The sequence below is a fragment of the Kitasatospora sp. NPDC086801 genome, from assembly GCF_044745805.1.
Lineage (GTDB): Bacteria > Actinomycetota > Actinomycetes > Streptomycetales > Streptomycetaceae > Kitasatospora.
On record NZ_JBIVAX010000014.1, the window covers coordinates 64,072 to 87,401 of the forward strand.

Annotated in this window: 24 protein-coding genes and 1 pseudogene; 9 read left to right on the plus strand and 16 right to left on the minus strand. The window is 74.7% G+C overall.

Annotated features, from left to right (window positions below; translation table 11 throughout):
- Nucleotides 1-453 precede the first annotated feature (453 nt).
- The 4 genes from ACIPLC_RS17785 to ACIPLC_RS17800 all read left to right on the plus strand — a co-directional run bounded on the left by ACIPLC_RS17785 (nt 454) and on the right by ACIPLC_RS17800 (nt 2,946).
- Nucleotides 454-837: a hypothetical protein gene (locus tag ACIPLC_RS17785; RefSeq protein WP_400473914.1), complete on the plus strand. Its 384-nt coding sequence runs from the start codon at nt 454-456 to the stop codon at nt 835-837.
- 88 nt (nt 838-925) lie between these two features.
- Nucleotides 926-1,993, plus strand: coding sequence for a hypothetical protein (locus ACIPLC_RS17790; RefSeq protein WP_400473915.1), 1,068 nt, complete (start codon nt 926-928; stop codon nt 1,991-1,993).
- Between the two features lie 82 nt (nt 1,994-2,075).
- On the plus strand, nt 2,076-2,471 hold the full coding sequence (locus ACIPLC_RS17795) for a roadblock/LC7 domain-containing protein (protein WP_400473916.1): 396 nt from the start codon (nt 2,076-2,078) through the stop codon (nt 2,469-2,471).
- Nucleotides 2,472-2,571: 100 nt separating this feature from the next.
- Nucleotides 2,572-2,946 (plus strand): hypothetical protein, encoded by a 375-nt coding sequence (locus ACIPLC_RS17800; protein ID WP_400473917.1) that lies wholly within the window; start codon nt 2,572-2,574, stop codon nt 2,944-2,946.
- A 93-nt stretch (nt 2,947-3,039) separates the two neighbouring features.
- Here the strand turns inward: ACIPLC_RS17800 and ACIPLC_RS17805 are convergent, their stop codons facing one another.
- The 7 genes from ACIPLC_RS17805 to ACIPLC_RS17835 form a co-directional block, all read right to left on the minus strand.
- Nucleotides 3,040-3,456, minus strand: coding sequence for a DUF6188 family protein (locus ACIPLC_RS17805; RefSeq protein ID WP_400473918.1), 417 nt, complete (start codon nt 3,454-3,456; stop codon nt 3,040-3,042).
- An 84-nt stretch (nt 3,457-3,540) separates the two neighbouring features.
- Nucleotides 3,541-4,722, minus strand: a complete 1,182-nt coding sequence (locus tag ACIPLC_RS17810) for an NUDIX domain-containing protein (RefSeq protein ID WP_400473919.1) — start codon at nt 4,720-4,722, stop codon at nt 3,541-3,543.
- A gap of 120 nt (nt 4,723-4,842) precedes the next feature.
- Nucleotides 4,843-5,727 (minus strand): SGNH/GDSL hydrolase family protein, encoded by an 885-nt coding sequence (locus ACIPLC_RS17815; RefSeq protein ID WP_400473920.1) that lies wholly within the window; start codon nt 5,725-5,727, stop codon nt 4,843-4,845.
- Nucleotides 5,702-6,898 carry a glycosyltransferase gene (locus ACIPLC_RS17820; RefSeq protein ID WP_400473921.1) on the minus strand — a complete coding sequence of 399 codons (1,197 nt, stop codon included), beginning with the start codon at nt 6,896-6,898 and terminating at the stop codon, nt 5,702-5,704. Before ACIPLC_RS17820 ends, ACIPLC_RS17815 begins: the two co-directional genes overlap by 26 nt.
- Nucleotides 6,895-8,112, minus strand: coding sequence for a glycosyltransferase family 4 protein (locus ACIPLC_RS17825; protein ID WP_400473922.1), 1,218 nt, complete (start codon nt 8,110-8,112; stop codon nt 6,895-6,897). Before ACIPLC_RS17825 ends, ACIPLC_RS17820 begins: the two co-directional genes overlap by 4 nt.
- A gap of 108 nt (nt 8,113-8,220) precedes the next feature.
- Entirely contained in the window at nt 8,221-8,409 is a 189-nt protein-coding gene (locus tag ACIPLC_RS17830) for a YegP family protein (RefSeq protein ID WP_400473923.1), read from the minus strand.
- Between the two features lie 244 nt (nt 8,410-8,653).
- Entirely contained in the window at nt 8,654-9,214 is a 561-nt protein-coding gene (locus tag ACIPLC_RS17835) for an RNA polymerase sigma factor (protein WP_400473924.1), read from the minus strand.
- Between the two features lie 331 nt (nt 9,215-9,545).
- Here ACIPLC_RS17835 and ACIPLC_RS17840 point away from each other — a divergent pair.
- Both ACIPLC_RS17840 and ACIPLC_RS17845 read left to right on the plus strand, forming a co-directional pair.
- Nucleotides 9,546-9,866 (plus strand): annotated as a pseudogene (locus ACIPLC_RS17840) (SAM-dependent methyltransferase).
- 992 nt (nt 9,867-10,858) lie between these two features.
- A complete protein-coding gene (locus ACIPLC_RS17845) occupies nt 10,859-12,694 on the plus strand; it encodes an ABC transporter ATP-binding protein (protein WP_400473925.1) in 1,836 nt (611 codons plus the stop codon).
- A 66-nt stretch (nt 12,695-12,760) separates the two neighbouring features.
- Here the strand turns inward: ACIPLC_RS17845 and ACIPLC_RS17850 are convergent, their stop codons facing one another.
- Both ACIPLC_RS17850 and ACIPLC_RS17855 read right to left on the minus strand, forming a co-directional pair.
- The gene (locus ACIPLC_RS17850) at nt 12,761-13,180 is read right to left on the minus strand and encodes a hypothetical protein (protein ID WP_400473926.1); all 420 of its coding nucleotides are present in this window, start codon (nt 13,178-13,180) and stop codon (nt 12,761-12,763) included.
- Nucleotides 13,181-13,449: 269 nt separating this feature from the next.
- Entirely contained in the window at nt 13,450-14,832 is a 1,383-nt protein-coding gene (locus ACIPLC_RS17855) for an amino acid permease (protein WP_400473999.1), read from the minus strand.
- 401 nt (nt 14,833-15,233) lie between these two features.
- On the opposite strand from ACIPLC_RS17855, the gene ACIPLC_RS17860 reads away from it, so the two are divergent.
- Entirely contained in the window at nt 15,234-15,440 is a 207-nt protein-coding gene (locus ACIPLC_RS17860; RefSeq protein ID WP_400473927.1) for a hypothetical protein, read from the plus strand.
- Between the two features lie 95 nt (nt 15,441-15,535).
- On the opposite strand, the gene ACIPLC_RS17865 is transcribed toward ACIPLC_RS17860, so the two are convergent.
- A complete protein-coding gene (locus ACIPLC_RS17865) occupies nt 15,536-16,486 on the minus strand; it encodes a deoxyribonuclease IV (RefSeq protein ID WP_400473928.1) in 951 nt (316 codons plus the stop codon).
- Between the two features lie 337 nt (nt 16,487-16,823).
- Here ACIPLC_RS17865 and ACIPLC_RS17870 point away from each other — a divergent pair, with 337 nt between their 5' ends.
- Together ACIPLC_RS17870 and ACIPLC_RS17875 are read left to right on the plus strand one after the other, a co-directional pair.
- Complete coding sequence (locus tag ACIPLC_RS17870; RefSeq protein ID WP_400473929.1) at nt 16,824-17,897, plus strand: nitrous oxide reductase family maturation protein NosD; 1,074 nt, start codon at nt 16,824-16,826, stop codon at nt 17,895-17,897.
- Between the two features lie 81 nt (nt 17,898-17,978).
- Nucleotides 17,979-19,010, plus strand: coding sequence for a methyltransferase (locus tag ACIPLC_RS17875; protein ID WP_400473930.1), 1,032 nt, complete (start codon nt 17,979-17,981; stop codon nt 19,008-19,010).
- Nucleotides 19,011-19,079: 69 nt separating this feature from the next.
- Here ACIPLC_RS17875 and ACIPLC_RS17880 read toward each other — a convergent pair whose 3' ends face one another.
- From ACIPLC_RS17880 to ACIPLC_RS17905, 6 genes are all read right to left on the minus strand, one after another.
- Nucleotides 19,080-19,796, minus strand: coding sequence for a class F sortase (locus ACIPLC_RS17880; RefSeq protein ID WP_400473931.1), 717 nt, complete (start codon nt 19,794-19,796; stop codon nt 19,080-19,082).
- A 148-nt stretch (nt 19,797-19,944) separates the two neighbouring features.
- Nucleotides 19,945-20,586 (minus strand): hypothetical protein, encoded by a 642-nt coding sequence (locus ACIPLC_RS17885; RefSeq protein WP_400473932.1) that lies wholly within the window; start codon nt 20,584-20,586, stop codon nt 19,945-19,947.
- 413 nt (nt 20,587-20,999) lie between these two features.
- Nucleotides 21,000-21,320, minus strand: coding sequence for a TcmI family type II polyketide cyclase (locus ACIPLC_RS17890; protein WP_400474000.1), 321 nt, complete (start codon nt 21,318-21,320; stop codon nt 21,000-21,002).
- Between the two features lie 5 nt (nt 21,321-21,325).
- Nucleotides 21,326-21,781: an SRPBCC family protein gene (locus ACIPLC_RS17895; RefSeq protein WP_400473933.1), complete on the minus strand. Its 456-nt coding sequence runs from the start codon at nt 21,779-21,781 to the stop codon at nt 21,326-21,328.
- 1 nt (nt 21,782) lies between these two features.
- A complete protein-coding gene (locus ACIPLC_RS17900) occupies nt 21,783-22,049 on the minus strand; it encodes an acyl carrier protein (RefSeq protein WP_400473934.1) in 267 nt (88 codons plus the stop codon).
- Between the two features lie 34 nt (nt 22,050-22,083).
- Nucleotides 22,084-23,325 carry a beta-ketoacyl synthase N-terminal-like domain-containing protein gene (locus ACIPLC_RS17905; protein WP_400473935.1) on the minus strand — a complete coding sequence of 414 codons (1,242 nt, stop codon included), beginning with the start codon at nt 23,323-23,325 and terminating at the stop codon, nt 22,084-22,086.
- Between the last annotated feature and the right edge of the window lie 5 nt (nt 23,326-23,330).

Sequence of the window (23,330 nt, forward strand, 5' to 3'; positions counted from 1 at the left end):
CGAACAGGCGTCAGCGGTGCTACCAGAGCACGTCCTACTTTCAGTAGGAAGAGTCCGTGCGACCCGGGCCTGGCGCTCCACTCGAAGGGGCTCGTTCCGTCCAGCGGAACGGGCCCCTTCGTCATGTTCCCGAGGGCGTTCGACCGGCCCTCCTATCGCATCTCGACGACCGAAACCCCGCCGCGCGGCCGGTTATCGGTCAAGGTCCCGTACCAGGTGGTCGGCGGACGGCGGTTCGCGGCGGCGGCCGGGCCAGCGGGTTCACTCACCGTCGGCGGCTGATCCATCGCCACACCTTGGCCGGAAGTGGACGCTAGTGATGTGAATATGCCATTGGAATGTTCGTCATATGGAATCCAGCAGTAGCCTTCCGTGTCGAGCCCGCCACTGCTGGTGGCGGTCCGGCCGTGCCGTGCTGCGCCCGGCTGCCCAGACCCCCTCGAAGGAGCCGGTGTGCCGGGTATCGACGAATGCCTCGCCGGAGCGATGTCGATCGCCGGGGCGCGCTCCGCGAGCCTGGTCGACTGGAGCAGCGGACTCGCGCTCGGCAGCCTCGGGGAGTGCCCGACCGGCGACCACGAGACCGCGGCCGCCGAGACAACCGACTTGGTGCGGGCGGCCGTTGAGAGCCAGACCTTCACCGGGGCGGAGGACCGGCGGTCGCCGCTGCAGGACGTCATCGTCACCGCCGGCCGCAGCTACCACCTCATCTGCTTCATCGACACCGTCTTCGACAGCCGCCTCGTCCTGCACCTCTGGCTCGACCGCGCCCAGGGCAACCTCGCCGCCGCCCGCTACCGCCTCCAGGCGCTCGCCGAGGAACTGGTGCTGGGGTGAGCGGGATCCCCACCGCAGCCGTCGGGTTTCGGCCAGTGCGCCGGACGGGCCGCCCCCGCCGTCCGCGCTCCACCGGGCGGTGGCCCGGATGACCGCCGCGACCGCCGCCGACCTCCCGCTCGCCCCGCCGCAGACCCCCGGCGAGGCCCTCGGCGTGCTCGCCGCCCGCCGCGCCACCGGCGCCCTGTGCGGCCCGCTCGGCAGCCTGCACCTCGTCGACGGCCAGGTGGTCCACGCCGACTCCCCGCGCGCGCCAGGCCTGGCCGAGCTGCTCACCGGCTGCGGCCGGCTCACCCCCGAGGACTGGGCGGAACTGCTCCGCGTCCACGGCCCGCGCGCCCGGGTCGCCGAGGCGCTGGTCGAACGGCGGCTGCTCACCCGGGGCGAGCTCGAACTCGGCCACCTGGGCACGCTCTTCGACGCCGCGTTCTTCGTGCTCGCGGACCGGACCGGCGGCGTCTGGCGATTCGAGCCCGACGCCCGGCACTGGCTGGGCCCGGTGGCCGCGGTCGACCCCGGTCGGCTGCGCCGCGAGGTCGAGCGCCGGGGCCGGCTGCTGGAACGGATCTGGCCCTGGCCGCAGCTCGACACCGCGCCGGTCCGCGCGGCGGCGCCGGTTCCGCGGTCGTCGCACCGCCCGCCCGGCCGCCGCCGGCGCGAACTGCTGGACCACGCCGACGGCCGAAGAACCCCGGCGGACCTGGCGCGCCTGCTCGGTCGGTCCGGCTTCGGCGTGACGGCGGACGTCCGCCGCCTGGCCGCCGCCGGGCTGCTCGACGCCCCGCGGCACGCCGCACCGCCGGCCGCGCCGCCGACCGTGCGGCCGGTGGCACCGAGCGCCGCGACGCCCGCGACGCCCGTGACGCCCGTGACGCCCGTGACGCCCGTGACGCCCGCGGCACCGAGGCCCGCGACGCCCGTCGCGGAGGCCGAGGCGCCGACTCCCGCCCGCCCGGCCGGCGGTCTGCACCGTCGCGTCCCCGGCGCCACCCTCACCGGTGCCACGCCGCCCGGCCCCGTGGCCCCCGGCGGCCCCGTGGCCCCCGCCCGCTCCGATCGCCCGCCCATCACGGCAGCGGCCCACCCGCTGGCCGTCCCCGACCCGGACATCGCGCTGCTGACCCGGGTCCGAACCCTTCTGGAGGCCCGACTTTGAACCACTCTCCGCCCGCGACCCCGCCGTCCCGGCCATGAGGCGGGCGCTCAAGCAGCGTGTCGGAAGGAGACAACTGATCGCCTTGGAGACCGAACTGCTCGCCGAGCTCCGCGCCGTCAAGCACCGCGTCCCGCACCTCGCGGGAGGCCTGGTGGCCAGCGTGGACGGCCTGTTGGTCGCGCACGACACCCACGGGACGGAACCCTCCGGCCTGGCCGCGATGACCGCGGCCTCGCTGTCGCTGGCCCAACGGCTCGCCGACACCACGGGCCAGGGCGAGTTCCGCGAGTCGTTGGTGCGCGGCGAGCACGGCTACGTCGCCACCTACGCGGCCGGGGGCAGTTGCGTCCTGGCCCTACTGGCGCACCCGGACGTCAACGTCGGCCGGTTGCACCTGGAGGCCCGCCGTTCGGCCCAGCGGATCGCCGGGCTGCTCAACGACAGCCTCCTCCCCAAGGACCCCCGCGACCCGGCCTGATACCCGGCACCGCAGCACCGCAGCACCGCAGCACCGCAGCACCTCGCCACCCGAGCAGCCCACCACCCCACCACCCCACCACCGAAAGGGAGTTACCCAGATGACCGACGCAGCCGGCGCGCTCAAGCAGGCGATGACCAGCATCGAGGGCGCCATCGGCGCGGCACTCGTGGACTACAGCAGCGGCATGGCGCTCGCCACCCTCGACGGCCCCGGCGGGCTGGACCTCAACGTGGCCGCGGCCGGGAACACCGACGTGGTCCGCGCCAAGATGCGCACCATGGACATGCTCGGCCTGCAGGACGGGATCGAGGACATCCTGATCACCCTCAGCACCCAGTACCACCTGATCCGGCCGCTCGCCGGCCGCACCGGCAAGGGCCTCTTCCTCTACCTGGCGCTGGACAAGGCGCGGGCCAACCTGGCGATGGCCCGTCACCAACTCACCAGGATCGAGGGCGACCTGGAGGTCTGAGGGGTCGGTCAGATCTGACAGCTCCGACAGGTCTGACAGCTCTGACAGGTCCGAGAGGTCTGACCGGACGACGCGTCGGCCCCCGGCGGCGGCTCAGGCCGCGCCGGGCGCCGTCCACCGGACCTCGCCGCCCGGCAGTCCCGCGCACACTGCCCCCTCGGCGGTCTCCACGCTCCACGGCGCGAGCTGCGCGTGCGGCGGGACAGACAGCGCGCCGCCCTCCGCGAAGACCAGCTCCAGCCCGCCGGCGAGGGTGATCTCGACGGTGTCGACGGTCCGACCGACGAGCGCGAGCAGGGTACCGGTCGGACGGACGGTCAGCGCCGGAAAGTAGTGCTCGACCTCGGCCGGGGCGGCGAAGGACGGTGCGGCGAGGCGGAACTCGTGTGCCACCCGGACGGTCACCGGCCCGTCGAGGGTGAGGTCCAGCCGGTCGCCGCCGCTGACCGACGCCACCCGCCGGCCGGCCAGCACCTCCGTGATCCCGTTCTGCGTGATCCCGTTCTGCATGGCCCCAGTGTGACCCACCAGGCCAGGCACTGTCCGCCCCGCCCGACAACCCTGCCCGACCCGCCCTCCTGAACCCGCCCTCCTCTACCCGGCGGCACGTCCGCGCACCAGTTCGACCGGCCCGCCCGCCCGTTCCCGCGCGGCCAGCGCGGCGGCCGTCCGGGCCCAGGACGGGCCGGTCAGCAGCGCCCGTGCCTCGGCGGGGTCGCAGAGCCGCCACTCCACCAGCTCCTCCTCCGGCAGCGTGATCGAACCGAGCATCCGTTCCGTCACCGTGCCCCCGTCGAACACGGACACCAGCACGGCGGTGTCCCGCCCGGTCGCCGGGTCGGCCTCCGGGTCCGCCGCCGCCCCGGGCTGCCAGTCCAGTGCCAGCAGCCGCCCCGGTTCGACCTCCCAGCCCAGTTCCTCGCGGATCTCGCGCCGGACGGCCGCCCGGGGCAGTTCCCGGTCCGCCTCGATCCCGCCGCCCGGCAGCGTCCAGTACGGCACCCGACCGCGCGGCCCGTCCCACGGCCGCAGCCGGACCAGCAGGACCCGTCCGGCGTCGTCGGTGAACAGGGCCCGCGCCTTGGCCCGGATCCGCGGGCGGGTGGCGATGTAGGTGGCCCGGTCCATCGGCGGCTCGAACTCGAACCTGAACTCGAGCCCGGACCCGGCCCCAGACCCAGGCCCGGCCCCAGGCCCGGACCCGCTCCCCGGCCCGCCGGGCGCGGCGCCCAGCGCGGGCACCCCGGCCAGCCCGGTGTACGCGGGCGGCGGTTCGTCCGCCGACAGGTGGTCGAGGGTGTGCCCCACGGGCGTGCTGTCCTCCAGCTCCAGCGGACCGGCCGACCGCGGTGCCCGCAGGCAGGCCGTGACCCGGCGGGACAGCCGGGGCGGCAGCGCGTGGCCCGCCTGTTCCGGGGTCACCCAGGCCCAGCCGCCGACCTCCGTCACGTCCGGCCGGATCGCCGCGGCCTGTTCGGCGGTGAGCGGCTGCGCCCAGTACAGGTAGGCGGCGATCGGCGGCCGGAAGTGGTCGAGCGTCCAGTCGACGCAGGCCAGCGGTCCCAGCCGGGGCGTGAACCCCAGTTCCTCGACCACCTCGCGCAGCGCGGTCTCCCGGGGCGACCGGTCCTGCGGTTCCCACCCGCCGCCCGGGATCGCCACCGGATGCTTCCGGTCGTAGGGCAACCGCACCACCAGCACCCGCCCCTGCTCGTCGGGGAACAGCACTCCTGCCGCCGCCAGCAACTCCCGCCCGCTCCCGGATGACGCGTCCACCGTTGCTCCCTCCGTCAGGCCCGATCCGAACGCCGTGTCCTCCCGACGACTCGGCCGACCCCCTTCATGGTTCCCCCACGAGCCGCGCTGGACCCCCGACCCTGGGCCGGCCCCGCCGACTCACCCCAGCGACGCGAGCGCCTGCGCCGCCGCGCGGGCCATCTGCTCGTCGTGCCGCCCGCTCGACCCGCGCAACCGGGCGAGGCCTTCGGCCGCCGCCAGGGCGAGCAGCCCGGGCAGCAGGTCGGTGCTGCGGGCGGCGACCCAGCGGGTGCCCTGGGTGGCCATCCACCACAGGTCGGCGGCCCGGCCGGGCGGGGCTTCGGCGGGGGTGTCGGCGGGCGGTGGGCCGAGGGGGTGGCCGGCGGAGGCGAGCAACTCGTGGAACCCGCGGGCGATCAGGTGGTGGCCTTCGGCGCTGGGGTGCAGCCGGTCGACGCTGAGCAGCCGCCGCTGCGCGCACCACGGTAGTTCGGCGATGTGCAGGTGCACCGCCCGGTGCCGGGCGGTGAGGGCGTGCACGACGGTGTTGACGGCCTGCATCCGCCGGGCCAGCGGGCGGGCCAGCGGCGCGGGCAGGCGGAGCAGGGTGCCCGGATCGGGCAGGCAGGCGGTGAGCAGGGCGGCACCGTGGCTGGAGAGTTCGCCCAGGGTGGCGTCCAGCTCCAGGGTGGTGCGCCGGACGTCGAAGCCCGCTCGCAGGGTGTCGTTGCCGCCGACCACCACGGCCGCGAACCGTGGCTGGAGCGCCAGTGCGGCGGGGAGTTGGCGGACCGTCAGATCGACGGTCAGGGCGCCGCTGCACGCCAGGTTGGTGAACTCGACGTCGCCGCCCTCGGGTGCCAGTGACCGGGCCAGGACGGCGGCCCAGCCGCGCCACCCCTCGCCGACCGGGTCCCCGACCCCTTCGGTCAGTGAGTCCCCGAGTGCGACGAACCGCACCGGCCCGCCGGTGGCCGGTCGGCCGTCCGCGGACCGGTCACGCCCGGTGCCGAGCACGCTCATCCCACCCCTCCTCCACCGCACCGGAGTTCCGTACGCCGTGGGCCGCGAGGAACGCGGCCACCGCGGCCGGCCAGCCGTACCGCTCGGCCCGGGCCCGGGCGCCGGACCGCCGCGCCTGCTCCGGGCGTGCCAGCAACTCCCGTACCGCCGCGGCGAATCCGGCCCCGGTGTCGGCGGCGGCCACCCCGGCCAGGCCGATCAGCCCGGGCAGCGCGGAGGAGCGGCTGACCACCACCGGCGTCCCGCAGGCCAGCGCCTCCATCGCGGCGAGCCCGAAGGTCTCCACCGGCCCGGGCGCGAGCACCACGTCGGCGCAGCCCAGCAGCCGGGCCAGTTCCTCCCGCCGGCCCAGGTGCCCGAGGAGGCGGACCGGCAGCCGCAGCCGCTCGGCCCGGGCCGCCAGCCGGTCCCGCAGCGGCCCGGTCCCGGCCACCACCAGGACGGCCGGCAGCCCCAGGGCCCGCAGCGCGGCCAGCGCCTCGACCGCCCGCTCGGGCCGCTTCTCGGCCGAGAGCCGGGAGCAGAGCACCAGGAGCACGTCGTCCGGCCCGGCGTAGCGCGCCCGCTCCCCGGCCCGCACGGTCGGCGGCAGCGGGCGCATCGCGTCCAGGTCCACGCCGAGCGGGGCCCGGGCCAGGTTGGGCGCGCCGATCCGCCGGAACTCCGCCGCCGCCCAGTCGGTGGTGCAGAGCACCGAGTCGTACGCGCGGGCCGTCGCCGTGTTGAGCCGGTCGGCGGCCGCGTCGGCGAGCGGACGGGGCAGGCCCCAGGTGCGCAGCACCCCGGTGGCGCTCTCGTGCGAGACCATCACCGAGCGGACGCCGTGCCGCTGGGCCCAACTACCGGTCCAGCGCAGCGTGGTGCGGTCGGACACCTCCAGCCGGTCGGGTTTCAGCCGGGTCAGTTCGGCGGCCACCGCCCGTCGGTCGGCGAGCACCCGGTAGCCGCCGCTGGCCGGCAGCACCGGCCCGGGCAGGGTGACCACCAGGCCCTGTTCGCCCTCCTCCTCGCAGCGGCGCTCCCCGGGCACGATCAGCACCGGCCGGTGCCCGGCGGCCAGGTAGCCGGCGCCGAGGTGGCGCAGTGCGGTGCGCAGGCCGCCGGAGACCGGGGTGACGAAGTTCGCGAGCCGCACGATGGTCAGCGGCTCGCGGTCGGCGGTGTCCGTCATGCCGGCTGCTCCGCCACGACGGTGACCGGCTCGACGATCGCCGGGGGAGCGGTCGTCGGCGCCACCGGTACGCCCCGGTGCTCGGCGAGGACCTCCGCGTAGTGCCGCAGCAGCAGGTCGCCGACCGCCTCCCAGGTCCGCGCGGTCACCTCGGCCCGCCCGGCGCGCCCGTACGCGGCCCGCCGGGCGGGGTCGGCGGCCAGTTCCGCCACCGCCCGGGCCACCGCGGCGCCGTCCCGGGGCGGCACCAGCAGGCCGGTCCGGTGGTGCGCGACCAGGTCCAGCGGGCCGCCGGCGGCCGGGCCGATCACCGGCACGCCGCTCGCCATCGCCTCCTGGATGGTCTGGCAGAAGGTCTCCAGCGGGCCGGTGTGCACGAACACGTCCAGGGCCGCGAAACAGCGGGCCAGTTCCTCGCCGGTGCGGCGGCCGAGGAACACCGCGCCGGGCATCGAGGCCCGCAGCCCGGGCCCGGACGGCCCGTCCCCGATCACCACCACCCGCACCCCGGGCAGCGCCGACGCGGCGGCCAGCAGGTCGACCCGCTTCTCGGGCGCCAGCCGCCCGACGTACCCGACCAGCACCTCCCCGCCCGGGGCGAGTGCCCGGTGCAGCGCCTCGTCCCGGTGCCGGGGGTGGAACCGCACCGAGTCCACCCCGCGCGGCCACAGCTGCACCCGGGGCACCCCGTGCGCGGTGAGGTCCTGGGCGGCGGGGGTGGACGGCGCCAGCGTCCGGGCCGCGGCCCGGTGCACGGCCCGGATCCGCCGCCAGGCGGCAGCCTCCCCGAGGCCCCGCCCGGCCCGGTAGGCGTGCGCGTACCCGGCGAGGTCGGTCTGGTAGACGGCCACGGCGGGGACGCCGAGTCGGGCCGCGACCTGCATCCCGCGCGCGCCGAGCACGAACGGGCTGGCCAGGTGCACGATGTCCGGCCGGTGTCCGGCGACGACGGCGGCCAACTGCCGGCTCGGCAGCGCGATCCGCACCTGCGGGTACCCGGGCAGCGGCACCGACGGAATGCGCACCACCGGCAGCTCCACCGCCTCGGAGCCGCCGAAGGTGTGCGGCGGGCACTCGGCGCCCCGCGCGGGCGCCGGGGTGACGACGAGGGGCTGGTGGCCCCGGCGGACCAGATGCTCGGCCGTCCGCAGCACGCTGTGGGCGACTCCGTTGACCTCGGGCGGAAAGGATTCGGTGACGATGACGACGCGCATGCCAGTGTTCTGTCCGCGCCCGGCGTGCACCCGGCCAAAGGGATCTGTCGTACAAGCGAACGCGGGTCGGCGATTTGCATCGCCGACCCGCGCCCGCACCGCGCCGCCTCAGTGCGACCCGGCCGCCTCCTTGAGCTCCGCGTACGGTGCGAGCTTGCGGAGGGACTCGATGCTCCTGAGGCACTCGTCCTTGCTCTCGTGCGGGTCTCCGGTGACGACGATCGTCCCGTTGCTCGCCTTGAGCCGGAAGCGGTGCATCCCGCTCTCGTCCGTGTACAGCTCGAACTTTCCAGCCATGCCGGTAACAGCCTTCCGCTCAGGTGACCCCCTCGCACCGCACCGTAGGCACGGCCCCGCTGCCCCGCCCGCCAGCCGGGGCATCCGAGTGGGCTCCCGCAGGCGCACGCGGGTGCGGCTGACGGCCAGCGGGGGCGGGCGGCTGGAACAGCCGGCGCACGTCAGGGAAACGTCGCGCCGGACGGAGCGGTGACCGGCCGGTGGACGGCGTCCCGGGGCCGGGCCGGGCGGTCGGGTCCGCGGTTCACTCCCGGGTCTCCTGGCCCGGGGCGCCGAGGAGGCGCCGCAGTTTGCCGATGGCCTGGTTCGAGGTGGTCCGGACGTTGGCGGCGGCTATGTCCAGGTAGGCGGCGATGGTGGCGGTGTCCACGCCGACGTGGTGCTCCAGCACGACCACGTCGTACTGGCGGTCCGACAGGCGCAGGACGGCCCGGTAGAGGGCGGCGCGGCCTTCGGGGGCGGCCAGGTCGACGCCGACCTCGACCCCGGCGCCGTGCAGCGCCGCCACCCAGTCCGGTACGACCGTACGGGGCGGGTGCCCGCCCCAGGGGCCCTGGTGGGCCGGGGCGGCGAGCTGTTCCTTGAGGATCCTCCAGGCGTAGGCGGCGGGCGCCGACTCGCGCAGGGCCAGTGCCCACCGGTGCCAGAGGGCGTCCTTGGCGGCGCCGGTCACCTGGTCGACGAGCGCCCGGTCGTGCAGGTGCGCCCTCACCAGGCCGCGCCAGACGGGTTCGTGGGTCTCGCAGAACGCGTCGAACGTCAGCCGCTGCTGAGGCCGGACCGTCCAGTCGTTCTCGCCGCTCACGTCCATCCTCTCCGGCGCGCGCCCCGCGAGGGTGCCGCCCGGTCGACCGTCCGTCCGCACACGCCCGCGGCGGAGGCTTGGCCGCGGGGGACCGCTGTGCCCCGCAGCGCAATCGAAGCGCACTGTGCGGGTCGGGGTGGGACAGTCACACCAAAGTGTGGTCACGAAAGCCTATTTGACCGTTTGTCACTCGATATTCCGTCATAAAAGATCGTGATCGCTCAGGAATGGCGAAGATGCGCACCCCGGAGCGGGCGGTAGCCGGGCGGAGACCGGCCTGCTCGACTTCGACCGGCCGATCGCGCTCAGTCTGGTCGCGCTGCTGCACTTCGTGCCCGGCGGCCGTGCCGCGCACGACATCGCCGGGACGCCGAAGGGCGCCCTGCCCGCCGGCTCCGCCCTCGTGATCAGCCACTTCACCGCCGCCTGAGCCCCGGCCGGGGCCGCCCGCATCGAGGATGTCCACCGCGGCGCCGGCACCTTGGTCCAGGCCTGGACCCGCGAGGCGTTCGCCCGCTTCTTCACCGGTTGGACCTTCGTCGAACCCGGTATCGCGGCCACCCCTCGCTGGCGGCCGGAAGGCACTGCCGACGCCGGGGCCGTCACCGACGCCCAGGCCTCCTGCCACGCCGCCGTCGCCCTCCGCCCCTGACCCGGAGGCCGCCTCCGCGACCGGGCGGCGCCGTGGACGGTGGCCCGGGCGAAGCACCCCGTCACTCGTTCGGCCTCACCCCGGTAGTCCGCCGGGGCCCCTGTTCGGGAGTGGCGCACCCCCTCCTCTGCCGCGCCCGCAGCCGCCCGCGCCACGGGTGACGGACCCGTGCCGACGGAGCGTCGCCGACCGCATCGGCTCCGCACCCCGCGGAGCATCGCCGTCCGCAGCGGGACGCTCCACGGCGGGTGACGCCTGAGGGCGTGTCCGGTTCGCGGGGCCGTCGGCCCGCCCGCTTCGGGAGGATCCCAACTCGCCTTCCGAGCAGCCGTCTTGGTCGACTCCTTCGACCCGCCGGCTCGGCTCCCCGCCGCCCGCCCGATCACCAACCCCGATTTCCGGACGTCCTCGGGCGACCCCGCCGTCCACGGGAGCCGCGACCCCGTCCCCCTCGGCGGACGGGGTCGGCCCGGGGGCCGGATCCGCCGCTTCGGCGAGGGCCGCGCGGCCGCGTTCGGCGGCCCTTCGCATGCCGAGGACTGTTCACGGTCGGCGGGCTTGAAGCTGCGAGCGGGGGCGACAAGCGGATACTGGAGATGTGAGACCGGCTCTGGCAGGCACATCCCTGACGTGCCCGCCGCTTAGGGCTGTCTCACGGCAACGGCAGTCTGTGTCGTACTCCCCCCGGTCCGCGCCGTCCGGCGCAGGTCGTGGATGTGCGGCGTGCCAATGCAAGGGAAGAAATGGAGTCGTGATGAGTTACTTCAACCACAGGGACCGCGGCCGTGGCCGTGACCGTGACCGCCGCCGTCGTCGCCACGGCCGTCGTCGTCGGTTCGGCTTCTGGTGATAGTAGGGCGGTCTGGGCTGCGCTGAGCAGCTCGGCATGACACCCATCCCTGGGGCCGGCGGTACCACCGCCGGCCCCTCATCCTGAGTGGGGTTCCTCCATGAACGGTGCGACACCCATGGGAGGCCCGGAGAACCAGCCCATGGGGGGCCCGGAGAACCAGGCGGCCGACCGGGCCGCGGACCAAGGACCGGTGGCGGACTCGCCCGCCATCTCGCTGCGCGAGCTGTTCCGGCGGTTCTGGCCGTGGGTCCGTCCGGACGTGCGCTGGCTGCCGCTGAGCGCGGTGCTGCTCGTTCTCGGCGCCTTCGGCGAGGTCGTCTCGGTCTGGATGTTCAAGGACCTGATCGACGAGGTCCTGGTGCCGCGGCACTTCGGCGAATTCTGGCTGCTGGGCGGGACCATGCTCGGTGCGGCCGCGGTGGCGGCGCTGTTCACCTTCGCGGGCACCTACTCCTGCACCTGGATCGCCGAGCGGTACCTGCTCCGGCTCCGTACCAGCACCCTGGCCCACCTGCACACCCTGCCGCCCGACACCCTGGAGACCCGCTGGCGCGGCGACCTGGTGGCACGGATGACCGCCGACATCGCGACGATCGAACAGATGGTCGCGACCGGCCTGGTCGAGGGCGCGGTGGCCTCGGTCAGCCTGGTGCTGTTCGCGGGCGCGGCGTTCTACCTGAGCTGGCCCCTCACCCTGGCGGCGCTGATCGTCGCGCCGCTGTTCATCCTCACCACCGGCTTCTTCGGCCGGCGCATCCGCATCCGGGAGCGGCAGGTCCAGCGCCGCGCCGGCGGCGTCACCGCATTGCTGGAGGAGACGCTGCGCAACGTGGTGGTCACCCGCACCTGCGGCCAGGAGGAGCGCGAGGTCGAGCGGGTGCACCGGGAGGGAACGGCCCTGCTGGACGCCGAGCTCGCCGCCGCCCGGATGTCCGATCTCTACCAGCCCCTCCTCAACGTCCTCCAGATGCTCGCCGGGCTGGTCGTGGTGGGCGTCGGCGCCCTACAGGTGATCCGCGGCGAGCTGAGCCTGGGCGGCCTGCTCGCCTTCGCCGCCTTCATGGCGCAACTGTTCGAGCCGATCCAGCAGCTCGCCGGGCTCGTCCCGCTCGCGGGCGCGGCCTGCGCCTCGGGTGAGCGCCTGTTGGAGATCCACGACCTGACCAGTCCGGTCAAGGAGAGCCCCACCGCGCGGGACACCGGTACCGTCCGTGGCCGGGTCACCTTCGAGGGCGTCCGCGCCGTCTACCCCGGCAGCCACGACGCCCCGGTGCTGTCCGACGTCAGCTTCGACGTCCGCTCCGGCGAGGTCCTGGCCGTCATCGGCCCCAGCGGCAGCGGCAAGTCCACGCTCGCCAAGCTCCTGGTCCGCTTCCTGGACCCGCAGGCCGGCACCGTCCGCCTCGACGGAGTCGACATCCAGGACCTGACCATCGCCTCGCTGCGCCGGGCGATCAGCTTCCTGCCCCAGCAGGCACAGCTCTTCCACGCGACCATCCGGGACAACATCGCCTACGGCAGACCCGACGCCCCGCAGCGGGACATCGAACGCGCCGCCCGCAGCGCGGGCGCCCACGGCTTCATCACCGCGCTGCCGGACGGCTACGGCACGGTCATCGGCGACGAGGGCTTCCAGCTCTCCGGCGGACAGGCCCAGCGGGTCGCCATCGCCCGGGCCTTCCTGCGCGGCACGCCGGTCCTCGTCCTGGACGAACCCACCACCGGCCTGGACCCGAAGACCGTCCAGCAGCTCATCCCCCCGCTGCGCCGCCTGATGGCGGGCCGCACCACGATCCTGATCACCCACGACCCGGCCTTCCTCCCGCTGGCCGACCGCGTCCTCACCGTCCAGCCGCCGGACGCCCCGCGGCCCCGCGCCCGCCTCGCGGGAACGGGCGCCGGGCGCCCGGAGGCCGTCGTGGCGAACGCGTCCGAGGCACGGCCGCCCGGCGAACGGGGCCACGGGCCCGGGTGACCCCGGTCCGCACCCGAACGGCCGGGATCCGCAGCCTGCGGACCCCGGCCGTTCGGGTGCGTGCGGTCAGGAGACGACGATCGTGGTCCGCAGGTAGTAGACGAACGGCGGGCAGGCGGAGCCGTGGTCCGGGAAGGCGCACCGCCAGACCCAGGTGAGGTCGCCCGTCCCGGCGGCGGCCGCGCTGAAGGTCGCGTGCGTGGTGCCGTCGGGGTCGGTGCTGCCCGAGGTCTGCGGCAGCACCGAGGGCACGGCCGTCGCCGGGACGGAGGACAGCCAGGTGACGGTGCGGTCGCGGTAGGGCGGAAGGTCGAGCTGGACCACGTCACCCGTGTGGACCTGCACGGTCTGGCCGTTGGAGGCGGGGCCGAGGAGTACGACGTCGTTCAGGGCCGGCCGTGCCGGGGCCGCCGCGGCGGTGGTGACGGTGCCGGCGGTCAGGGCGAGGACGGCGGCGGGGGCTGTCAACAGCCTCAGGATCTTCATGGCACTCCCGGTACTCGAAGGTTCACGGAAACGGAGGTTCACGCGGAACGGCGGTGCAGGGTGCGGAGGTTCCGGCCTCCCGTCTATCCGGCGCGGGCGGCCCGGCCGATGGACCGGAGCCGCCCGGGAGGGAAACCTTCGGCCAAGGATGTCCACATCCGCCCGTCCCGGCAAGGTGCGTGACGAATCGTCAGGCACTCGCCGACCCGGGCCGCCCCGTGTCGCCGCGGCCCCGGCCACCGGGCCGCCGTCGTCCCGCCCCCGGGCCGTCAGTCCCGGCGGCGGGCCGCCATCCAGACGTAGACCAGGATCCCGGCGAACAGGAACAGCACGCCCTGGTAGACGGCCGCGTAGCCGGCGCCGGCCACCAGCCACAGGGAGAAGCCGAAGGCGCCCAGGCCCAGCACCGCGTCCCGGGCGAGCCGGCCCCCGGCGACCTTGTCCGGCATGCCGCGCACCAGCCAGTACAGCTGCGCGGCGGTGGAGAGCAGGTACGGGACGGTCGCGGTGAAGGTGGTGACCAGCACCAGGATGTCGAACGCGCCCTTGGCGCCGGTGGCGAAGTTGAGGATGGTCAGCACCGAGGCCAGCGCGACGCTGGTCACGACGCCGAACACCGGGACGCCGCGCCGCTCCTTGGCGAAGGCGGCCGGGAACAGCCCGTCCTTGGCGGCCGCGTACGGCGCCTGGGCGGCCAGCAGCGTCCAGCCGTTGAGCGCGCCGGTCATCGAGACGAGCGCGGCGACGGCGATGGCGGTGCCGCCCCACGACCCGCCGAACATGGCGTTCACGGCGTCCGAGAACGGCGCGGTGGAGTGGACCAGCCGGTCGTGGGCGACGGTGCCGAAGACCGCGAGCGTGCCCAGCAGGTAGACCACCGCCGCACCGGCCGTGCCGAGCACACTGGCCCGCCCGACGTTGCGCTCCGGATCGCGGACCTGGCCGGCGCTCATCGCGGCCGACTCCACGCCCAGGTAGCTGAAGAGCAGGATGGCCGCGGCCGCCGTCATCCCGCCCGCCCAGCCGTGCCCGGTGGCGTCGAACGGGCCGAGGTTGCGGGCGTCGAAGAAGCCGAGGCCGCCCACCGCGACCAGCAGCAGCGGAATGAACTTGAGGACGGTGGAGACGAGTTGGACGATACCGACGTAGCGGGTGCCGGCCAGGTTCGCCAGCGCGGGCAGCCACTGGAAGGCCATCGCGGCGGCGATGCTGAGCCCGATGGAGTGGCCGACGGGCAGCAGCACGTCGAGGTAGCCGACGGCGGCGACCGCGAGCGCGGCGTTGCTGACCCAGGTGGTGATCCAGTACGACCAGGCCGACAGGAACCCGGCGAAGTCCCCGAAGGCCTCCCGGGCGTAGACGTAGGGCCCGCCGGTGCGCGGGTTGCGGCGCGCGAGCTGCCCGAAGACGAGTGCGAGCGCGATCGCGCCCACGGTCAGGACGGCGAAGGAGACCAGGCTGACCGTCCCGTAGGGGGCCACGGCGGCGGGGATCATGAAGATGCCGCCGCCGATGATGTTGCCCATCACCAGGGCGGTGGCGGTCGGCAGGCCGAAGCGCCCGCCCTTGCGGGGTGTCGCGGTGACCGTTTCCGGGGTGTTCGGCGGGCTCGGTCGGGTCGCCTGCCGGGGTACGGCCGGGCTGGTCTGCATGAGGGTGGTGCGCCTTTCGTGGTCCTGCTCGTGCTCGGTGGAGCGACCGTCCATGCTCGAACCGGGCGCCGCCTTGCACCAAATCAATGGGATTTGTTCAGCAGGCCCGGCAGGTCACCGCAAGACTTGCGGTTCCGCACCGGCCGGACGGGCACTCGTCCTGCGCCGGTCCGGCCCGGCCGTTCGGTGTGCGGCCGGGTGTCCGAGTGCGTTCACCCGGGGGAGGGATGTCGTCACCCGAATGCCTCAGCCGGGTTGCGGCGTGCCGCGGCACGTGCGTGTTCGTGTGCAAACGTTGGCCCGGCGCCTCCTAGTGGGGGCGCAGCCCAGCCTGCCGGGCGGTCGATGTGGCCGGTCGGGGGCGCGGGTCAGAGGACCAGAGACGAACTAGGGGACAGTAGATGTCGCTTCGTGGGAAGATCCGCAAGCTCGCGGTGATCGTGGCCGTGACGGGTGCCGCCGTGGTGGCCGTGCCGACCTCGGCCATGGCGTTCGGCCACGCGCCGGTGCCGTCCTCCGGGCAGGGCCTGGAGTCCGGTTCGGCGGGTGTCGGCCTCTTCGGCCCGCACGCCAACTGGTTCAACTACCACGACCACAGCGAGGGCTGATCCGGCCGAGCTCGGAGCCCGGGGGCCGCTGTGGGCCCCCGGGCTCACGGCTGTCCGCGCGGCGCCGGACCCAGTCGAGCGGGCGCCCGAGCGGGTCAGGCCGGTCGGGCGGGGGCTGCGGCCCGCTCGCGCAGTTCCTTCAGTACGGCGATGTCCATCGCGTGCCCGGTGCCGTCCCCGCCGTGCTTGCGGTCCGGGGTCTCCACCAGCAGTGGGACGCCGGCCGTCTCCGGGTGCTCGAACAGTTCGCGGAACGGTTCCGCGCCGATCATCCCGGCGCCGATGTTGGCGTGCCGGTCCTTGCGCGCACCGACGACGTCCTCGGAGTCGTTGGCGTGGATCAGCCGCAGCCGGCCCGGGCCGGCCGCCGACGCCAGGGCGTCCAGCGCGGACGTCACCCCGCCCGGCGCCGCCAGGTCGTGTCCGGCGGCGAAGGCGTGGCAGGTGTCTAGGCAGACGCCGACCCTGGGGTGCCCGTCCAGCGCCTCGACGTACTCGGCGAGCTCCTCCAGCCGGGAGCAGAGCGAGCTGCCCTGGCCGGCGGTCGGCTCCAGCAGCAGCCAGGGCGCGTCCTCGCCGAGGGCGTCCAGTTCGTCCAGCAGCGGCCGCACGTCGGCCCGGACCTGCGCCATCGCCTCGGCCCGCCGGGAGCCGCCGCCGGGCGCCGTGCCGACCGCCGAGCCGGTGTGCAGGACGACGCCCAGCGCGCCGATCGCGTGGCCGCGGCGCAGCGAGTGCCGCAGCGAGTCGGCCGAGCGCTCGCGGGTGGCCGGGTTGTCCGAGCCGAAGTTGATCAGGTAGGGCGCGTGCACCCAGGCGGGGAGGCCCTGCTCGGCGCAGGCCGTCCGGAACTTCTCGTCCTGCGCGGGGTTGCCCGGCGGAGTGGCCCAGCCGCGCGGGTTGGCCACGAACACCTGCACGGTCTCGGCGCCGACCCGGCGCGCGTACGCCAGCCCCGTCCCGGCCAGCCCGCGGGCGGCCACCGGGACGTGGGCGCCGACCGGGTTGCGGAGGGTGCCGAGGGGCGCTGCGGGTGCGGTGGTCATGGCCCCGAGGATGTCACGCCGCCGGGTGGCGGTGGCACGCGGCCCGGCCCGCGGTGTCCGGGGCGGCGCGAGGGAGCGTCGTGCGGACCGGGTCGGAGCGGGCCGCGCCGCACGCGCCACGCCGGGCCGTCCCACGACCGGCCGACGCCCCGTCAGTCCCGCAGCCCAGCCCTGGTGGCGGGCCCACCCGGTGGCCCATAGCGTCGACTCGGCCGCACCCACCGGCCGTCACCCCCCACGCACACCGCGTAAGAACAGACACCGCGTACCTAGCGCGCCGCCCGGCAGGCTCCGGCCGCACACCCGCGAGCGCGCCGGAAAGAACAGGTCACCACTCATGCCCACGCGACGGGTCCACCACTTCGCCGCGGCCACCGCCGCCGCGACCGCCCTGACCACCGTCCTCGCCACCCTGGCCGCCGCGCCCGCGGCCCAGGCCGCCGAGTTCCTGCACGTCGTCCTGCCGGGCGAGTCGATTCAGCAGGCCGTCGACGCTGCCCGCCCCGGCGACACCGTCCAACTGCTCGCCGGCACCTACCCCGGCAGCGTCCGCATCACCACCCCCGGCCTCACCCTGCGCGGCGCCGGCGCGGACAGCGTGATCACCCCCGGGGACGGTACCGAGAACGCCTGCGCCACCGCCGGACACGGCCTCTGCGTGGACGGCACCGAGGCGGCCCCGCTGTCGGACGTCACCATCGAGACCCTCGCCGTCACCGGCTTCCGCAAGAACGGCATCGACGCCAGCGGCACCACCGGCCTGACCGTGCGCGACACCTACGTCCACGACAACGCCCAGCAGGGCATCAGCCAGGAGATCTCCACCCGGGCCCGGATCGTCGGCAACCGCTCGATCCGCAACGGCCAGTCCGGCGTCTTCCTCGCCAACTACGCCTACCGCGAGGGCGGCGCGCCCGACACCGGGGGCACCGTCGTGGAGGGCAACGAACTGACCGAGAACCGGGTCGGCGTCACCGTCCGCCGCCTGCGCGGGCTGGCCGTCCAGGACAACGAGATCCGCGGCAACTGCGGCGGCGTCTTCGTGGTCGGCGACGAGGGCGTGCCCCGGGCCGGGGACCTCGACGTGCGGCACAACCGGGTCGTCGCCAACAACATGTTCTGCCCGGCCAACCCGCGTCTGGGCGCCATCCAGGGCGCGGGCATCGTGCTCACCGGGGTCGAGGACACCCGGGTCACCGACAACGAGGTCCACGACAACGTCGGCAGCTCGGACTTCTCCGGCGGGATCGTCCTCTCCAAGAGCGCCGTCGGCGTCGCCAACGCCCGCAACACCGTCGCCGACAACCACCTGAGCGGCAACAGCCCGGCCGACATCGCCGACCGCGACACCGGCGAGAACGCGTTCGCCCGCAACAGCTGCGCGCGATCCGAGCCGTCCGGCCGCTGCTGAGCCGCAGCGCCCGCCCCCGGCACACCCGAACCCAGCACGCGCCCCCGGCACCCCCGCCCCCGTCGACAAGGAAGACCTCCCATGACCATCGCACCGCCCCCCACTCCCCAGGCCGCGATGCGCCTGCGCGAGCTCGTCTTCGGCGCCGCCTGCGCCGCCGCCGTCCGCGCGGCCGCCCGGCTCGGCGTCGCCGACGTGCTCGGCGACACCCCGACCAGCGTCACCGAACTCGCCGCCGCCCTCGACATCGAGCCGCCGTCGCTGCGCCGCCTGCTGCGCGCGCTCACCTGCTACGGCATCTTCTCCGAGACCTCCGACGACCGTTTCGAGCACACCGAGATGTCCCGCCTGCTGCGCGAGGACGCCCCCAACTCGCTGCGCTACATCTCCCTCTGGTGCACCGAGCCGTGGACCTGGGAGGCCTGGCCCAAGCTGGACGAGGCGGTCCGCTCCGGCCGCAACGTCTTCCCCGAGCTGTTCGGCAAGGAGTTCTTCGACTACCTGCACAGCGACGCGGGCGACTCCGCGAAGGTCTTCGACAAGGCGATGACCACCTCCAGCCGGCAGTCCGCCCACGACCTCGCCGAGTACCTGGACCTCACCGGCGTCGACTCGGTGGTGGACATCGGCGGCGGCCAGGGGCACGTGCTGGCCAGCCTGCTGGAGAAGCACCCGGCGCTGCACGGCACCCTGCTCGACCTGCCCAAGGTGGTCGCCGGCGCCGAACCCCGGCTCCAGGACGGCGGCGCCTTCTCGGCCCGCGCCCGGCTGGTGCCCGGCGACTGCCGGGTGGAGATCCCGGTCCGCGCGGACCTCTACATCATCAAGAACATCCTGGAGTGGGACGACGAGAGCACCCGCCGTACCCTCGCCAACGTGGTCGCCGCGGCCCGGCCCGGCGCCCGCGTCGTGGTGGTGGAGAACCTGGTCGACGACAGCCCGTCGATGCGCTTCACCACCGCGATGGACCTGATGCTGCTGCTCAACGTCGGCGGCGCCAAGCACTCCAAGGAGAGCCTGGTGCGGCTGATGGAGGACGCCGGACTGGACGTCGCGGAGGTCCACCCGGTCAACCCCTACCTGCACGCCTTCGAGGCCACCGTGCGCGGCTGATCGCCGGCCTCACGCGAACGACCGCCGTCCCCCCGGGAGTTGGGGGGCGGCGGTCGTTCGCATTGCCGGTCAGGCTGGGTGCGAGGACTCCAGGTGCGCGAAGACCACCACGTTGTCCGGGTATTCCCGCTGCTCCTTGTCGTACGCGCCGCCGCAGGTGATCAGCCGTAGCTGGGCGTCGGGCGTCTGGCCGTACACCTTCTCGTCCGGGAAGGCGTCCTTGGCGAAGGCCTCCACCGAGTCCACCGAGAACACGGCGACCGTGCCGTCGGCTCGGGCCACCTCGACCTTGTTGTCCGGCTGCAGCATGCTCAGCTGCAGGAACACCGCCGGGCCCGTGGTGGTGTCCACGTGCCCGGCGATCACCGAGCTGCCGGCCTCGCCGGGGGAGACGCCGTCCCGGTACCAGCCGACCAGGTTGTCGTCGTCCGGCGGCGGCGCGGCGAGCTGGCCCGCCGGATCGAGCGTCAGCTCGGTGAACGGGGCGTCGACCGCGATCTGCGGGATCAGCAGCCGGGTCGGGTCGGCGCGGCCCAGCACCGGTGCCGCGGGGTCAGGTGCCGCGGGGTCAGGTGCCGCGGGGTCCGGGTCCGCGGTGGCCTCCGTGGTGGCCTCCGCGGGGGCGGTGGCCGGTGCGGACGGGCCGGGGACGGCCGGCGCGACGGTCACCCGGGGAAGGGTCACGCCGGACACCGAGTTGGTTCTCGGCGTGGTGTCGACCGAGTTGTAGATCAGCAGCAGACCGACCGCCGCCGCACCGATGCCTGTGCGCAGCAGTCGGGACATTCCAGGGACGGGACCGCCCATCGCTCCTCTTCTCCATTCCCATGCGCTGCCGGGCCCGCGACGGCCCGAAAAGGTCTGAAACGACCCGCCGCCCCCGTGCGCGCCGCCTGGTGGGGAGGCGCGTGGGGGCGGCGTCAGATGCCGGACGTCAGATGGTGGCGCCGGAGTTGCGGCGGTTGCGGCGCAGCGCGTACGCGCCGGCCCCGAGCCCGCCGACCAGCAGGACGGCGCCGGAGGCGAGCCCGCCACCGGACAGCGTCATGCCGTTGTCGGCCAGCGCCAGGCCGCCACCGCCGGCGTGCACGCCGCCGCGCGGGCCCTCGCCCCGGCCGTGCTCGCCGCCGCGGCCCTCGCCGCGACCGTGCTCGTCGCCGCGGCCCTCGCCGCGACCGTGCTCGTCGCCGCGGCCCTCGCCCCGGCCGTGCTCGTCGCCGCGGCCCTCGCCCCGGCCGTGCTCGTCGCCGCGGCCCTCGCCGCGACCGTGCTCGTCGCCGCGGCCCTCGCCGCGACCGTGCTCGTCGCCGCGGCCCTCGCCCCGGCCGTGCTCGTCGCCCCGGTCGTCGCCCCGGCCGTGCTCGTCGCCCCGGTCGTCGCCGCGACCGTGCTCGTCGCCGCCCCGGTCGTCGCCGCGGTCGTCGCCGCGACCGTGCTCGTCGCCGCGGTCGGCCTGGTCCTGCGAGGTGAGGCTCTTCGCCTGGTCGGTGAAGCCGTCAGCGAAGGCCATGGGGGTACCGGCGGTCAGAACGGCGGCGACAGCCGCCCCGGCGAGCAGCGTGCGTGCAGAACGCATGAGGATGATCCTTCCGATACGCAGGCCCGCGACCGCCGGCACGGCGCCGGACAAGGGAGTTCGTGGGAACTGCGTCTGATTCACCGTCAACCACCGCAGCGTCCGCCGCCACCGGAGAGTGGCGACTTGGGTACGCACTGTGCTCGATTCGGGTGGAGTTCCGAGCGTCTTCACCCGGGCGCCGCTGGTGAACCGGGTGAATCGGATTAGCGGCGGGCCGGGTCGAGTCGGGTCGAGTTGAGTCGAACCGGGCCGAATCGGGTCGGGTCGAGCCGGGCTGGGCTGGGTCGAGTTGGGTCGAATCGGGTCGGGCCGGGCCGGATCACACCCACGCCACGCCGGCCGGACACGCGCGTGGGCCCGCCCCCGGCGGATGGCCGGGGGCGGGCCCAGGACGAGCGGGACGGCTGTGGTCAGCGGTCCCAGCGGTAGAACTCGCGCGCCATCGCGTCCTTCGGCTCGCGCCAGGTGGCAGGGTCGTAGGCCTGGACGAAGGCGGTCAACTGGTCACTGACGGACCGGAACTCCGGGTGGCCGATGACTTTGGCGACGGCCGGGCCCGGCGGGCGTTCGGCCTCGATGAGGTGCAGGTAGACGTCGCCGAACTGGAACAGGCTGCGGCCGGTGACGCCGATCAGGTGTGGCAGTTCGCCCTGGTCGGACGCGGCGAACACCTCGGCGATGTCCGGTGCGGCCTCCGGCTTCATCCGGGCGACGATCAGGGCGCGGTGCATCCCGCTCACCGCTCCGCCGCCCGCTTCTCGACCTTCTCGCGGATCAGCTCCAGCTGGATCCGCGAGTTGCGGTTGATGTGGTTGACCATGCCGTTGTCGTCGACCGGGGCGGTGGGCTTCATCGCGAAGTCCTGGACCCAGCGCATCTTCGTCCCGGCCGGGACCTCCGCGTACTCCCAGCGGATGTCCATGAACTCGAACGGGCCGGGCTCGACCCGGCGGGCGCGTACCGCGAGCGAGGACTTGTCGGTGGTGCGCTCGGAGACCCAGCTCCACACCTGGCCGTTCTCGTCGGGGTGCATGGTGAGCCGGAAGCGGACGCTGTCGCCGTCGCGCTCCAGCACGTCCACCGAGGCGTACTCGCTGAAGAGGTCCGGCCAGTTCTCCAGGTCGTTGGTGATCTCCCAGACCAGGTCGAGCGGGGCGGCGATGACGATCTCGTTGTCGGTGTGTCCGGGCATCTCAGGCACCAGCTTTCGGGGAGAGGGAGAGGGAGGTGTTGACGAGCTCCAGGAACTCGGCCGGGGTCTTGGCGGACTCGGCGCCCGAGGTGACCTTGAGGCCGTGCCGGTTCTCCAGCTCGCCGACGACGCCGAGCAGGCCGAGCGAGTCGACGCCGAACTCGTCGAACTGCGCGCCCGGGCGCTCCAGGTGGAGCGGGTCGACGGTGACGCCGGCCCGGGCCTGGATCAGGGCGGCCAGCTCGGGATAGCTGAGGGTGTTGCTCACGGAGTGTCCCTTCGGTGGAATTGCGGGTGCGGTTTCAGGGCCGGTCCCCGCGCCGGAGCACCAGCGCGGAGTTGGAGCCCATCAGCCCGCGGCTGAGCACCAGTGCGGTGCGCAGTTCGGCCGGGCGGGCACGGCCGGTCACCAGGGCGAGGTCGTGGCTGACCTCGGTGACGTTCGGGGTGGGGGGCAGCACGCCGTCCTCCATGGCCAGGACGGCGGCCGCGACGTCCAGCAGCGGCGCGCCGCAGTAGGCCCGTCCGGTACCGGACTTGGGAGCGGTGACCGGGACGCGTTCGGCGGCCGGGCCGAGCGCGTCGGCCAGCGCGAGCGCCTCGGCCCGGTCGGCGGCCGGGACGCCGAGCGCGTCCGCGAAGACCACGTCGATCTCCTCGGGTGCGATCCTGGCCGCGTCCAGGGCGATGCGGATCGCGGCGGCCAGCCCCTCGCGGGACTCCTCCCAGCGGGAGGCCCCGGTGAAGGTGGAGCCGTGTCCGGCCAGGTGGGCCCGGACGGCGGCACCGCGCCGCCGGGCCGCCTGCTCGTCCTCCAGCAGCAGCATCGCGCCGCCCTCGGCGGGGGCGAAGCCGCAGGCCTGCGCGGTGAACGGCAGGTAGGCCCGGTCGGGCCGATCGGCGAGGCTGACCTCGGGGTAACCGAGCTGGCAGACCATCGAGTACGGCGCCAGCGGTGCCTCGGCGGCGCCGGCCACCACCGCGTCGGTGCCGCGTTCGATCGTGCGGGCGGCGTGCGCGAGCGCGTCCAGGCCGCCGGCCTCGTCGCTGGCGACCACCCCGCACGGGCCCTTGTAGCCGCCGCGGATCGAGATCTGGCCGGTGCTGGCCGCGTAGAACCAGGCGATGGACTGGTAGGGGCCGACGAACTGCGGCCCCTGGCCCCAGAGCTGCTGGAGCTCGCGCTGGCCGAACTCGCCGCCGCCGGAGCCGGCCGCGGTCACCACCCCGACCGCGAAGGGCTGTTCGGGGTCGGGGTGGAATCCGGCGTCCGCCACCGCCAGGTCGGCGGCGGCCATCGCGTAGTGCGTGAACCGGTCGGTCTGCACCAGGTACCGACTGTCGATCGCGGCCCGCGGGTCGAAGTCCCGCACCTGGCCGGCGACGCGCAGCGGCAGCCCGTCGCAGCCCTCGCGGGTGATCCGGTCGAGGACGCTCACGCCCTGCCTGGTGGCCTTCCAGAAGGCGTCGGCCCCAACGCCGTTCGGCGCCACCACGCCGAGGCCGGTGACCACCGCCCGGCGGCCCTGCTGACGTGACGTCATGACAC

What these genes read in the sequence shown, in the direction of transcription:
- ACIPLC_RS17790 (WP_400473915.1), top strand. Translation starts at nt 926, where the DNA reads ATGACCGCCGCGACCGCCGCCGACCTCCCGCTCGCCCCGCCGCAGACC.
- ACIPLC_RS17800 (WP_400473917.1), top strand. Translation starts at nt 2,572, where the DNA reads ATGACCGACGCAGCCGGCGCGCTCAAGCAGGCGATGACCAGCATCGAG.
- ACIPLC_RS17805 (WP_400473918.1), bottom strand. Translation starts at nt 3,456, where the DNA reads ATGCAGAACGGGATCACGCAGAACGGGATCACGGAGGTGCTGGCCGGC.
- ACIPLC_RS17815 (WP_400473920.1), bottom strand. Translation starts at nt 5,727, where the DNA reads ATGAGCGTGCTCGGCACCGGGCGTGACCGGTCCGCGGACGGCCGACCG.
- ACIPLC_RS17820 (WP_400473921.1), bottom strand. Translation starts at nt 6,898, where the DNA reads ATGACGGACACCGCCGACCGCGAGCCGCTGACCATCGTGCGGCTCGCG.
- ACIPLC_RS17825 (WP_400473922.1), bottom strand. Translation starts at nt 8,112, where the DNA reads ATGCGCGTCGTCATCGTCACCGAATCCTTTCCGCCCGAGGTCAACGGA.
- ACIPLC_RS17830 (WP_400473923.1), bottom strand. Translation starts at nt 8,409, where the DNA reads ATGGCTGGAAAGTTCGAGCTGTACACGGACGAGAGCGGGATGCACCGC.
- ACIPLC_RS17845 (WP_400473925.1), top strand. Translation starts at nt 10,859, where the DNA reads ATGGGGGGCCCGGAGAACCAGGCGGCCGACCGGGCCGCGGACCAAGGA.
- ACIPLC_RS17850 (WP_400473926.1), bottom strand. Translation starts at nt 13,180, where the DNA reads ATGAAGATCCTGAGGCTGTTGACAGCCCCCGCCGCCGTCCTCGCCCTG.
- ACIPLC_RS17855 (WP_400473999.1), bottom strand. Translation starts at nt 14,832, where the DNA reads ATGCAGACCAGCCCGGCCGTACCCCGGCAGGCGACCCGACCGAGCCCG.
- ACIPLC_RS17860 (WP_400473927.1), top strand. Translation starts at nt 15,234, where the DNA reads ATGTCGCTTCGTGGGAAGATCCGCAAGCTCGCGGTGATCGTGGCCGTG.
- ACIPLC_RS17865 (WP_400473928.1), bottom strand. Translation starts at nt 16,486, where the DNA reads ATGACCACCGCACCCGCAGCGCCCCTCGGCACCCTCCGCAACCCGGTC.
- ACIPLC_RS17870 (WP_400473929.1), top strand. Translation starts at nt 16,824, where the DNA reads ATGCCCACGCGACGGGTCCACCACTTCGCCGCGGCCACCGCCGCCGCG.
- ACIPLC_RS17875 (WP_400473930.1), top strand. Translation starts at nt 17,979, where the DNA reads ATGACCATCGCACCGCCCCCCACTCCCCAGGCCGCGATGCGCCTGCGC.
- ACIPLC_RS17880 (WP_400473931.1), bottom strand. Translation starts at nt 19,796, where the DNA reads ATGTCCCGACTGCTGCGCACAGGCATCGGTGCGGCGGCGGTCGGTCTG.
- ACIPLC_RS17885 (WP_400473932.1), bottom strand. Translation starts at nt 20,586, where the DNA reads ATGCGTTCTGCACGCACGCTGCTCGCCGGGGCGGCTGTCGCCGCCGTT.
- ACIPLC_RS17890 (WP_400474000.1), bottom strand. Translation starts at nt 21,320, where the DNA reads ATGCACCGCGCCCTGATCGTCGCCCGGATGAAGCCGGAGGCCGCACCG.
- ACIPLC_RS17895 (WP_400473933.1), bottom strand. Translation starts at nt 21,781, where the DNA reads ATGCCCGGACACACCGACAACGAGATCGTCATCGCCGCCCCGCTCGAC.
- ACIPLC_RS17905 (WP_400473935.1), bottom strand. Translation starts at nt 23,325, where the DNA reads ATGACGTCACGTCAGCAGGGCCGCCGGGCGGTGGTCACCGGCCTCGGC.